13 protein-coding genes, 1 pseudogene and 1 other annotated feature are annotated in these 10,903 nt (G+C 39.7%); of the genes and pseudogenes, 2 read left to right on the top strand and 12 right to left on the bottom strand.

Going from position 1 to position 10,903, the window contains the following annotated elements; genetic code table 11:
* Positions 1 to 157: 157 nt before the first annotated feature.
* From ACH0QE_RS15595 to ACH0QE_RS15570, 6 genes are all read right to left on the bottom strand, one after another.
* Positions 158 to 724: a GNAT family N-acetyltransferase gene (locus tag ACH0QE_RS15595; RefSeq protein WP_415801499.1), complete on the bottom strand. Its 567-nt coding sequence runs from the start codon at positions 722 to 724 to the stop codon at positions 158 to 160.
* Between the two features lie 59 nt (positions 725 to 783).
* Positions 784 to 1,032: a binding site (T-box leader), on the bottom strand.
* 559 nt (positions 1,033 to 1,591) lie between these two features.
* The gene (locus ACH0QE_RS15590) at positions 1,592 to 2,386 is read right to left on the bottom strand and encodes a DUF2935 domain-containing protein (RefSeq protein WP_415801498.1); all 795 of its coding nucleotides are present in this window, start codon (positions 2,384 to 2,386) and stop codon (positions 1,592 to 1,594) included.
* 206 nt (positions 2,387 to 2,592) lie between these two features.
* Positions 2,593 to 2,808: a helix-turn-helix domain-containing protein gene (locus tag ACH0QE_RS15585; RefSeq protein WP_415801497.1), complete on the bottom strand. Its 216-nt coding sequence runs from the start codon at positions 2,806 to 2,808 to the stop codon at positions 2,593 to 2,595.
* 10 nt (positions 2,809 to 2,818) lie between these two features.
* A complete protein-coding gene (locus tag ACH0QE_RS15580; RefSeq protein WP_415801496.1) occupies positions 2,819 to 3,310 on the bottom strand; it encodes a DUF2975 domain-containing protein in 492 nt (163 codons plus the stop codon).
* Positions 3,311 to 3,463: 153 nt separating this feature from the next.
* On the bottom strand, positions 3,464 to 3,625 hold the full coding sequence (locus tag ACH0QE_RS15575; RefSeq protein WP_214736237.1) for a DUF3934 domain-containing protein: 162 nt from the start codon (positions 3,623 to 3,625) through the stop codon (positions 3,464 to 3,466).
* A gap of 168 nt (positions 3,626 to 3,793) precedes the next feature.
* The gene (locus ACH0QE_RS15570; RefSeq protein ID WP_158651528.1) at positions 3,794 to 3,940 is read right to left on the bottom strand and encodes a hypothetical protein; all 147 of its coding nucleotides are present in this window, start codon (positions 3,938 to 3,940) and stop codon (positions 3,794 to 3,796) included.
* Positions 3,941 to 4,154: 214 nt separating this feature from the next.
* On the opposite strand from ACH0QE_RS15570, the gene ACH0QE_RS15565 reads away from it, so the two are divergent.
* Entirely contained in the window at positions 4,155 to 4,280 is a 126-nt protein-coding gene (locus ACH0QE_RS15565) for a hypothetical protein (protein WP_023614463.1), read from the top strand.
* A 48-nt stretch (positions 4,281 to 4,328) separates the two neighbouring features.
* Here ACH0QE_RS15565 and ACH0QE_RS15560 read toward each other — a convergent pair whose 3' ends face one another.
* The gene (locus tag ACH0QE_RS15560; protein ID WP_415801495.1) at positions 4,329 to 5,864 is read right to left on the bottom strand and encodes a DUF4145 domain-containing protein; all 1,536 of its coding nucleotides are present in this window, start codon (positions 5,862 to 5,864) and stop codon (positions 4,329 to 4,331) included.
* 416 nt (positions 5,865 to 6,280) lie between these two features.
* On the opposite strand from ACH0QE_RS15560, the gene ACH0QE_RS15555 reads away from it, so the two are divergent.
* Complete coding sequence (locus ACH0QE_RS15555; protein WP_415801494.1) at positions 6,281 to 6,460, top strand: hypothetical protein; 180 nt, start codon at positions 6,281 to 6,283, stop codon at positions 6,458 to 6,460.
* A gap of 134 nt (positions 6,461 to 6,594) precedes the next feature.
* On the opposite strand, the gene ACH0QE_RS15550 is transcribed toward ACH0QE_RS15555, so the two are convergent.
* The 5 genes and pseudogenes from ACH0QE_RS15550 to ACH0QE_RS15530 form a co-directional block, all read right to left on the bottom strand.
* Complete coding sequence (locus ACH0QE_RS15550; RefSeq protein WP_415801493.1) at positions 6,595 to 6,834, bottom strand: hypothetical protein; 240 nt, start codon at positions 6,832 to 6,834, stop codon at positions 6,595 to 6,597.
* 75 nt (positions 6,835 to 6,909) lie between these two features.
* Positions 6,910 to 7,785: a proline iminopeptidase-family hydrolase gene (locus tag ACH0QE_RS15545; RefSeq protein WP_415801492.1), complete on the bottom strand. Its 876-nt coding sequence runs from the start codon at positions 7,783 to 7,785 to the stop codon at positions 6,910 to 6,912.
* Positions 7,786 to 7,864: 79 nt separating this feature from the next.
* Positions 7,865 to 8,688, bottom strand: a pseudogene (locus ACH0QE_RS15540) (VanW family protein).
* Between the two features lie 157 nt (positions 8,689 to 8,845).
* Positions 8,846 to 9,766: a DMT family transporter gene (locus ACH0QE_RS15535; protein ID WP_415801491.1), complete on the bottom strand. Its 921-nt coding sequence runs from the start codon at positions 9,764 to 9,766 to the stop codon at positions 8,846 to 8,848.
* Positions 9,767 to 10,084: 318 nt separating this feature from the next.
* On the bottom strand, positions 10,085 to 10,645 hold the full coding sequence (locus ACH0QE_RS15530) for a phosphotransferase family protein (RefSeq protein WP_415801490.1): 561 nt from the start codon (positions 10,643 to 10,645) through the stop codon (positions 10,085 to 10,087).
* Positions 10,646 to 10,903 lie beyond the last annotated feature (258 nt).

The raw sequence follows: 10,903 nt of genomic DNA, 5'->3' as shown, positions 1-10,903 counted from the left end.
GCAAAACAAGAGAGACAAATACTATCAAAGCCAATGGTTTATTTATGACAATCTCCACCTTTATAAAAGTGTTTCCAGCCTTTACTAACTCTGTTCAATTAGTAAGACATTCAACAAAAAGGTGCACGAATCCTCCCTGGATCATGCACCCGTGTACCTATGAAATTATTGAATAGAAACAGGTATCGGTCAGCCTGTTGCCGTCTGCCGATAAATCATCATTCCGCAATATGCCTTCAAATTCATAGCCGAGTTTTTCGGGGATCGCACGGCTTTTTAGGTTGGTAGATTCACATCTAATTTCAATTCTTTTGAATTTAATTTGATTCAGCCCCAAATCAGTTAATGCCTTGACCGCTTCTGTCATATATCCATTGCCGCTAAACCTGGTATTAATCCAATAACCAATTTCACATTTAGGAATGGTCCAGTCGATTCCTTGAAGGCTAGCTGTTCCAATGAAATCATTCGTATCTTTTTTAAAAATTAGAAATCGAAAGCTTTCTCTTTTTAAAAAGTTTATATGGGCTTTTCTCAGATTCATCTCGGTTTCCTCAACTGCAGTAAGCTTTTGTGCAAATGGCAGCCACGCTTTTAACTCACTAAAAGAATCGCTTATTGCCTGGTTAACGATATTTCCGTCTCCCGTTCGATTTGGCGCACGAAGTATTAATCTTTCTGTATATAACTGGGATGGAATATCGAATAAAATAGGATTTTTCATCTTATTTCTCCTCTCCGTCTGAAATTCAATAAAAAAACTCTCACCCCCAAGAAATGAATCTTGAGGACGAGAGTTATAACTTCTTGGTACCACCTCAGTTTGTTGATTTGTCGCCAAACCAACCTCTTCAGGTACTTTCATACCCTATCTTTATATCGGAAGAACCCGTCTTACGATCCCTAATTGCTCTTTAGATTGGTAAGATGCTCCGGGACTTTATTCATTAAGCTGGATATTACCCCTTTTCAGCAGCCAGGAGCTCTCTGTAAATATCCAAGATTAAGTACTCTTCTCTTCAACACTTTTATTATTGGAATTTTAAAATATTTTAGCGGTTATATGAGTTGTTGTCAATGTATTCCTTTCTATAATTCATCAAGCTTATAAAAGTATGTAGATAGACGACACTCAAAAATTACATTTAGAATTCTACTTAAAAAGTTTCATTTATTATACATTTCAAGCTCCATCAGCTTCTGAAACGTCCATAAAACCACTTTTATTAGACATTTCAAGACCCTACCAGCATCCGAAATGTCCATAAAACCACTTTTATTAGACATTTCAAATCCCACCAGCACCCGAAATGTCCATTAAAACACTTCTATTAGACATTTCAAGACCCTACCAGCATCCGAAATGTCCATTAAACCACCTTTATTAGACATTTCAAGCTCCACCAGCCCCCGAAATGTCCATTAAACCTCTTTTACTAGACATTTCAAGCTCCACCAGCTTTCCAAATGTCTATTAAGCACTATAAAACTTTTCACGGTCACTCCACTTCTCAAATGTCCATTAGCAAAAAGAATAGGGACCTACCCTGTGCTTTCAAATAATTAGCACATGATACGTCCCCACTGTTCTTTATTGCTTTGCTTGTGTAAGATGAGTCTCAAACAAATCGATAATTTCTATAAACCTTTCCGCTTCTCTAAATGTATGGTCTGCTAGGAGGGGATGAATATTGCTTTTAATTCGGCAAGCCTCTATTAATTCTCTGGCTGTTTTCTTAAAGTCCCTTAGTGAGACTACTGAAACCCTGTTTTGATCCAAGAATTGATCTAAAATTGGCACTGTTTCAGATTGTGGTCGCATGGAATCCAAATCCACCGCCTGGAAGACTAATTGATCAAAATCATGACTAAACTCATTAGCTTGATCTACTAGCTTTCTTTCGGACGGGTCTAAAAGATGTCCGATGAATTTTGCATGGTCAGCCATAATTTTTAAAAAGAAAAGATTTTCTTGAATGATCTTATCAGGTTGGGGGGCAAGTTTTCCTTCGTTAAGTTCCTTTAACCTGTTGGCAAAGTAAGCAGCCTCTCTGCTAACATGGTCAACCAATAAAGGGAAATTATTTGTCCGGATTTCACAACGTAAAGTTAACCCTAACACCTTTCTCTTGTAACTCCAAATGGCAACAGCTGCTTGATAAACCTCATTGTTAAAAGCCTGAATTTGTCGTATATCCGTGTTTATATTAAACCTCGCAAGCTTTTCCTCGATTCGCTCAAAGACAGTAATAAATTGTTGAGCCTCAGCTATCAATTGCTGTTGTTCATAAGTAAATCCGAGGCTTAAAAACAAAGCATGTTCCTTCATGATTCTGGACCAAAACTGTATTTCGTCCAACGACCTAGCGACAATTGGATTAGCCAATTCCCCCACCCCTTATACATACTTCACCTCCATCATATGTATGTGTACATGTCCTTATTCTTGCTATCCAAACTAACTATTTTCACAAAAAACTAGACTGAACAAATAAAAAATGCGGTCATCCTTTTCTGCCCTGGATCACCGCACACAATAATTATAGAAGGTTTTATTACCTCAATTAACACTTTACGATTCTGTCACTCATATTAATACCCTTCATCACTCTTATACTCCAAGATATCCCCAGGCTGGCATTCTAATGCTTTGCAAATTGCATCTAGGGTAGATAGCCTGATCGCTTTTGCTTTGCCATTTTTTAAAATAGAAAGGTTAGCCATTGTGATTCCAACCCGATCTGAAAGCTCCGTTACACTCATCTTCCTTTTTGCCAACATCACATCAATATTAATTATAATTGCCATTATTATCACCTCAGACTATTAAGTCGTTCTCTTCTTTGTAATCGATGGCTTCTTTTAAAAGTCGCTGTAGAACTGCTGCAAAAACAGCAACCACTAACGGAGCAAAAACCATCCCCATTCCGATGAGGATTAGGCCCGGAGCATCATCTACCTCCGCTAAAGCATAGACAAATGGGAGGGCAACCACGTATAATCCGCTGATAATGATCGCACTATTTTTGATTTTCTTTAGAGCGATTACAGATAAGTCGGAGAAAGCCTGGTTCCTGTCGATATACGTTAAAAGGTTAAATGATTGATACAGAGCGAAGTAAAATGGAACGGCCGAAACATACAGAACCATTAAAATTGCGTAAACCGCAAGAGCCAAATCTGAACCTCTTTCCATTGCCTCATTCGCCTCAGAAGCGATCTGAGGCAACAAGAAAAGACACACAGCAAGAACAGGAAGGCCGATAAAAATAACAGCTACCTTCAAAAAAAGTGTTGAACCTTTTTTCATAACAAGCACCTCATTCATTTATTGTCAATTTGAATTTACCATGTTATTTATCGTTTTTCAATAAATTTTTATTAATTTGTATAATTATTTTATTGAATTAACAAAAAAAGGCGTCAATCCATTTCTGGATCAACACCTTGATAACTACAGTCACTATTTTTCAGAGGCTCCGTCCTTTGAAGCATCCCCATGTTTTACACCTTTACTTTTGTACGGCTTGAAACTCTTAGCTTTATTCGCACTAGCTTGCCAGCGATTCCAGCCTTTCTTGCCTGTACCTCTTCCTGTACCGCTCTTGCCCTTCGCTTTACTCAAAAGATCAACTCCATATTCTTGTACGTTCATTGTTTAGTTTTATCCATTTTTGCATAGGAAAAAACAAACATTAAGGAATTCTAATCATATAACAGTCAGAACTTATTATCTACTATAAAATAAAAACAGTCCAACTCACTTTGGAATCGGACTGCTGATTGCTGTGCTTTAATGCACTCGAATAATTTCATATATATCTTCGTCGTGATGAACTCTAGTATGTTTTGATTCGATTCTTTCAAACTCCTCATTTCCGACCTTTGGTAAATCTCCAATCCACCAGCTCTTGAATTCATAAATAAGGTCAGCTAACATTGCGATTCCTCCCGGAAATGAATAATGTTTTATTTACACTCTTATTATACTTGTGAATAGTTTCACATGTAAAGCGCTTTCATTATATCCGGAATAGCAAAATAATATAGAATTATGAGAAATTTAACCAGTTATTTTAAAAAATACTAGTTTAGTGACAGAATAATCCTCCAGACTTTGAACAAAATACTCATGATAAAAAGGAGGTTTTTACATGCCAAATCAAAATGATAACAAGTTCAGAAAAATCCAATCTGAAAGTTTCAAGCAAGGGAAATCGCAAGAGGAATACGCAGCTGAACTGGAAATGAACAAGTTAAAAGCCCAAAAGAGGAAGTAACATAATGTTAAAAAACTGCCGTGGCGTCACCACGGCAGTTTGTCGTTACTATTCACCCTTCAATAACGGTATATCCACTTCAACACCCAGTCGAGTCAAAACCTTACTTAGTGTCTCAAGCCCGGACTTCGGATTGATTTTCGTTTCTAGATAATATACTTCACCAGTAAGTTGAGATTGGTAAGTATGAAGCTGCGTAAATGGTCTTTGATCTGGATGGATTGGCTGAAGCGCAATAGCATAACGCTTGCCATTATCGGTAGACCCAAGGATGATGCCCGCTTTTACCAGGTCATACAAAGGCAGACGATTGTCTTCAATCCATTTCAACGCTTCCTTCCAAATCGCCGGAACGCTAGAGCCCTCAATAATAGATTGACCGCCATTCAGCTTTACTTTTACATATAAAGATTCCCACTTCTTGAAGCTTTTCCGCTCTGTTGAAATGTCATCATCAACATGGACAGCCTTGTCTGTTACCTTCGCCTTCAGCTGGTCGAACAATTTTTCAACCGTCCCTACACCAACATTGGCATACTTCGCTAAAATCACAAGCTCCATTGGAAGCTGGCCCACAGTGTAGATTTGATCCTCATTCAACTGCCTTATCAAACTTGGAATACCCGTGAATTCCTCAGCAGTTAGCGGAACTTTTTTCAATTCTTCCGTCACAACAATATGACTCGCTTTGTAAAAGAAGAACAGTTCCCCCTGGCGCTTTAATGTGAGATTCCGGCGAACTTTCTCTTCTTCAATGAAGGTTCCAAGCTCTTCGAAAAACTGCTCATCATTCTTCTCGTTATACCGTTTTACATTCTTGTGCAGACCCTCGAGATCACCTGGCAGCTCGCTCATGATCCGCGCTTCCTGTTCAGCACCAAGACGAATCAGGAAAGTTTCCGATTTATCAAATCGCTGCGGCAAAAGAAACGCGTCACGCAGGAAGTAAGGAATCTCAAGAGTCCATCCTTTATAAGTGATCGTCCGGATTGGCGTAAACCCAGGCGTTTCCTCAGCCTCAACAACAGGAGCAGCAACAGCCGCTGCGACTTCTTCCCTCGCAGGAGCTTCAGCTTGTTGCGGAGGAGGATTTTTCAACAGATCCTCCAATCCCTTCAACCTGACCTCAAGCTCAGACATATCAAACGTTTTTTCTGCCTGGGGAGATGGATCCTGATATTCCAGCACAGTCACATCAACCGGTCCGTACACCTCAACATACCATTTCACAATGCTGTACAATGCTTCCCACGATAAAAGCGCCTCGGAAAAACGGAACATCCGCGCATCATGTGCCGCCTGGTTCCCCATTCTCCGCACCAAATGCAGCGCATCGCGAATCTCAGGAATCAAATAACCCTGATCATTAAGCAAATCCAGCCGTTCCTTCAAACCAGTCCGAGGATCCTCTGGCATCCCCTCTGCCTTCGTCACCTGCTGCAAGATATTTTCAATAAACACCCGCGAATGAGTCAGCATCGTTCTCGGGCTGGAAAAGATACTATTTTCTAATTCCTTAGCCAGCAATGCCAATTCCTTTGAAATCGGCTCTAAAAATTGATAAAAATATGTATTTGTATTCATAAAATGATCCCCCGATTGTAGTCTTCTATGATTTTATCATAATAATAGACACTTTTTAGCTTAAACCGGAAATTGGAAGCCGGCCTTTCAGTCTTTAAAAATTTTTATTGGCGAAAATTTGATTTTATTGGCGATTTTAACTTTTTATTGGCGATAATTTATTTTTATTGGCGAAAAAATGATTATATTGGCGATTTTCACAACTTTATTGGCGAACTGGAAAAAAGGTGTGATTTTTACCATTTTTCTAACTCTTGACCCCTAGCTACTTAGATTAATAACGAAATAGCAAGCTAATTAGTTATCAGTAATCTAACAACATACTCAAATTACCATCAAAAAATCCAAACCCGACATAAAAACTAAACACCTGACGAAGTATATAGAACAATGATTCAATCCCCAGGAGGATCAATATGAAAAAAGTCATCTGCAAGAATAACGAAGGCTTAGAGATGGAATTTAGCGTAGGCGATATTTATGAAGTTGAAAGAGAATTTGACACAACATATATAGTTACCAACAAACTTGGCAAAAAGCATACCGTTTTTAAAACTCATTTTGCACTTGTTGATGAATCGGAATCAGCGATATAATAACCTATTGTTGTGAAAGGGCATTTACCACAACACCAACAGTAGCAGTTTTCTCCTTATAATCCATCCAATTTACCAGGACCCCGTCTAATGCACAAACAAAAAATCTCTCGACATCTCGAGAGATTTTTTTGTTATGCATATTGAATTCCTGCAGCTTTTACCTTATCGATATCCCCGGAACTGCATGGTGTGACGCCGTATGTCATGCCGCAGCTTGGGCAGTTTGTGATGACGGTTTCCATCGTGAACATTTCACCGCATTCACAAGCGATCTCGTGCGCGACGCGTGGCTTTATCTTTTCCTTACCTTTACTCTTCACATGGTCAACAATTGCTTTGCCATCTTCTAATCTAGAACATCCACAGCTCATGATAAAAAACTCCTTTATGACTTAATTAACACTGTTAACATAGCATAAAGGTTTCACGAGGGAGTATAGCAAAAGTCACACCTGACGATCGACTTTTTTCGAAAAATCCCCAATCACCTGCAAATACTCCTCCGGCTCTTCCATATAAGGCATATGTGCACTTTTTTCAAAAACATGGAACTCAGCTCCTGGTGTCAACCTTGCATAATACTCCGTCGATTCAGGTGTCGCCTCATCAAAACGGCCGCAAGTATAAAGTGTCCGACACTCAATCTCACCCAGCTGAGATGTGCAATCGAAAGTCTTCAGATTGCCCTTAACCGTAAATTCAGATGGCCCCCACATTGTTTCATAAACAACAGGGTTCTTCATGCCAGCTCCTGCTTTCAGCCACTCCAAATCTGGTTCCCCTCGGAAAACAAATTGCTTATTGAACTCCTTGATTGCTGCCTTGAATTCTTCAGAATCAGTCTCACCGCTTTCCTCGCAGCGAATGATCGTCTCCTGCACGTCTGCCGGCAGCTTGGCAATATTCCTCTTTTGGTCCTCTTCCCACAGCGGCGCACTCAAACACGGACTTGAAAAAATCACGCTCTTCACTCCGCTAGGCTTTGTCAGCACATAAGCTGCTGCCAAAGTCGTACCCCATGAGTGTCCAAGAATATGAACTTCATCAAGCTTTAGCGCTTCACGAACCTGTCCGAGCTCCTCAACAAATCGGTCAATATTCCAAAGCGATAGATCATCCGGACGATCAGACTTCCCGCAGCCAAGCTGGTCATACATGACAACAGGGCGATCCTTGCCAAGCGCCTTCAACCCTTTTAACGAATAAGTCGAAGACCCTGGCCCTCCATGTAAAATAACAACCGGTGTCCCTTCTGCATCCTTATTATAAATTTCATACCAGACTCTCCCGCCGGTAACTTCCACAAAACCTTCTTCGTACATATGTAATCCTCCTAATTTAACCCTATTTAATTCCCTACACATTATCTAAATCTTTTTTTTAAAAAAACCTTATGTAATCTTAATTGACTTTCTCAGATTGCTGTTCAAGCAAAGGCTCATACATCATTATAGCGTGATTTTCAGTGACAAACTCATCATCAATTTGTCTTTTCTCGTTGTTAAATACCTTGCGGTGAATTGTATTATGTCTTACATATCCTCCCCAATTTTCTCGAGTGATTAAATGCTCCCGTTCATATACTTCATACGTTTGGACCGGCTGAGATACTGACCTCCATTCTCCGACCAAATGAGTGTCATTCAAATAGACAACTAATTGATAGGTATTATTTGTTTCATTTTTAATTTGCAGATCAAGGTAATTATAAGCACAAGTGGCTCCACTGCCAAAGGGCTGACTTCTTTTCGAATCTGGAAATACATCATAGCTATGACGGTATCTTTCAGTAATGGTTAATGGTGTGTGCAAAGTCATCCAATAGATCAGGTTCGATAACTGGCATAGCCCGCTGCCAACCCCTGTCGTGACCTTGCCTAATGAAGGATCATTCCATCAACATAACCTTTGCTCTTCTTTGTATTTCCGAGTAACCGCCAATAAGAGAAGGTCTCCCCTGGCCGGATGATTACCTTATTCAGCTTTTGAGTAGCGATCTTGAGATTCTACACCTTGTTATGTTGTAACCACATATCAACATCCTTCAATTCTCGAAGGAGTAAAGTTTGATGGGTGAATACCTGATGTTTCAGCGGGCGATCTTCTTTTTTCACAGAGAATTTCTTGTCCCCAAAAAACCAATCCAAGTATCTCTTTGAACGGTAATACTTTTTCCCTAGATAAATTCTCAGAGGGCTTCTTTTAATAGGCTTTAAAGACTCCATTCGGCCTCCTTTTTTTAAAAACAAATCCAATACCTAATAAGTTCGCCTCAATATGGGAATTTCCTTTTTAATAGATTCACTGACTGACGCAATCAAAAAGAAAGTGTCAAAATCAAATTGAGACACTCCGTTTTATCATATAACCACCGCAAAATTCCTATGCTTCTTTTGCCAACTGCACCGTTTTCTTTTTCGTAAAAGAAGTAATAAAAACTCCGATAAAAACAAGGCAGCCGCCAATGATTTGCGGAATGGCAATTACCTCGCCCAGGATAAAAAACGCTGCCACTGTCCCAAACACCGGAATTAGGTTCAAAGAAATCGATGGTTTCGATGGCCCAATCAATGCAACTGCACGATTCCATAACAAAAACGAGCATATCGACGGAAAAATTCCTATGTAAAATAAAGCACTCCACTCTGCAAGATTCACTGCACCAACTGGAACGAATGCCAACTCAATAGCCACAGCAGGAATCATCACCATAAAACCAAGCGCAAGTGTAAAGCCGAAAATTGCAAGCGATGGCAGCTTCCCGGAAATCTTTTTAATATAAATAGAATATAAAGACCACGAAATGACAGCCAGCACCATAATCAAATCGCCAATATTAAACTGCAAAGATAGCATCCTCTCAACAGACCCATGCGTGATGACAATCAGCACACCGACCATTGAAATCGCCATCGACACCCAGTACTTCAACTCCATTTTTTCTCCGATCAGAAGAGCTGAGAGCAGGAAAATGAAGAGAGGGCTAGTGCTATTCAATAAGGTCGCATTGATCGCCGTCGTGTAATTGACTGCCCAATAAATCAGCAGATTAAATCCAATTACACCGGTCACCGCCAGGAAAAACAGCAGCTTGAAGTGCTCTCTTAAGGCTGCCCTTTCATGTCTGAACAGCCTGATGATAACCGGAGACATGATCAGGACCCCAATCCCCAAACGGGTGAACGAAATCGTCACCGGCGGCAGCGAACCAGCGAGAAACTTTCCAGCAACCGCATTGCCGCCCCAAAATAATGCAGCACCAACCAGAAGTAAATAAGGTGCATTTCCAAGCCTCTGGATCAATCTGTCCCCCTCCTCGCATTCAACCACTTGTTGATTCTTAACTTTGAATCCTCTATTACTTCTATAAAATCTTTGTAATACCCTACTATATAAGAAATGAATGAATTAATTATATCATTTGGAAAGATGTCCCTGCGCTTAATTAATCTAAAAATGAGAATGCCGCGTTGGCCGCGGCATGGGATCTGCTCTTGTTAAATTTGATTTTTTATCTATAATTCTGAATACCAGCTTCAAAAGCCTGCCGATCGTCATTCTCTATTCCATGCAGTGCCTCCTGCAGCGCGAAGGTGCTTTTATAAAAATGAACACGCTTAGCTACTTCTTTACCGTTCGGATATTGATCAATACACCTATAAAAAAATTTTCACCATAACTGGAGAGCAGTCCCGCAAAATCATACGCCGTGTCCCCTATGCCAGCCCCACCAAAATCGATGATACCGGAAATTTCACCTGTCCCTGAATTCCACAAAATGTTCGAAGCACCGAAATCCCCATGGATCAGGGCAAGATCTAAATTTGCAAGTGCCACTTCTTTCAGAAAATCCTCGAACGATTCTGTTACACTGATTTGAGATTCCTTGCTCATAAAAGGAAACAATTTATGTTGAAATTTTTCATAAAGATCTCTCATGTCCTCACGGGGATGATGTGCCTCCAACTGTAATTCCCGACTTGCTGAATCTCCAGAAATAGAATGCATTGCTGAAAGGAAAGATACCAGTTGTGACACCATTACTCTAATCTGCTCATCATTCTTAATTTCAAGAAAACTTTTCCTCCGCAAAGGGTTGCCTTCAATTAAGTTATATCCTGTAAAGACTTTACCTGGTTCTGGCTCTTCAAAAGACTCATATATAGGAATCGGAATGGGCACCTTTACGATGACTTTTATGTATTTTAAAATCTCGGTTTCTCTTTTTAATTGTATGATCCCTTGTTTATATTTAGGAACCTGAACACCAGAGATTCATTGATAATAATGACGTCATTATTCTGGCCTATTTCATTAACATAAAACTCGTTAATGATTAGATCAGGATGTTTACATTGTATCTGTTCAATTAACTTATGATTCATTTAAAAGTTCTCCTTAAATATTCAAGACTCAAAATCTTGCTTTATTAATGAATAC

The sequence above is a fragment of the Mesobacillus sp. genome, from assembly GCF_047739415.1.
GTDB lineage: Bacteria > Bacillota > Bacilli > Bacillales > Cytobacillaceae > Mesobacillus.
The sequence above is the reverse complement of the archived record's forward strand: the minus strand, read 5'-3'. Positions and strand labels throughout refer to the sequence as shown.

Coding starts and splice junctions, on each gene's coding strand:
- ACH0QE_RS15555 (WP_415801494.1), top strand. CDS start 6,281: ATGAAAAAAGTCATCTGCAAGAATAACGAAGGCTTAGAGATGGAATTT.
- ACH0QE_RS15545 (WP_415801492.1), bottom strand. CDS start 7,785: ATGTACGAAGAAGGTTTTGTGGAAGTTACCGGCGGGAGAGTCTGGTAT.
- ACH0QE_RS15585 (WP_415801497.1), bottom strand. CDS start 2,808: ATGGCAATTATAATTAATATTGATGTGATGTTGGCAAAAAGGAAGATG.
- ACH0QE_RS15595 (WP_415801499.1), bottom strand. CDS start 724: ATGAAAAATCCTATTTTATTCGATATTCCATCCCAGTTATATACAGAA.
- ACH0QE_RS15560 (WP_415801495.1), bottom strand. CDS start 5,864: ATGAATACAAATACATATTTTTATCAATTTTTAGAGCCGATTTCAAAG.
- ACH0QE_RS15570 (WP_158651528.1), bottom strand. CDS start 3,940: ATGTTAGCTGACCTTATTTATGAATTCAAGAGCTGGTGGATTGGAGAT.
- ACH0QE_RS15550 (WP_415801493.1), bottom strand. CDS start 6,834: ATGAGCTGTGGATGTTCTAGATTAGAAGATGGCAAAGCAATTGTTGAC.
- ACH0QE_RS15580 (WP_415801496.1), bottom strand. CDS start 3,310: ATGAAAAAAGGTTCAACACTTTTTTTGAAGGTAGCTGTTATTTTTATC.
- ACH0QE_RS15565 (WP_023614463.1), top strand. CDS start 4,155: ATGCCAAATCAAAATGATAACAAGTTCAGAAAAATCCAATCTGAAAGT.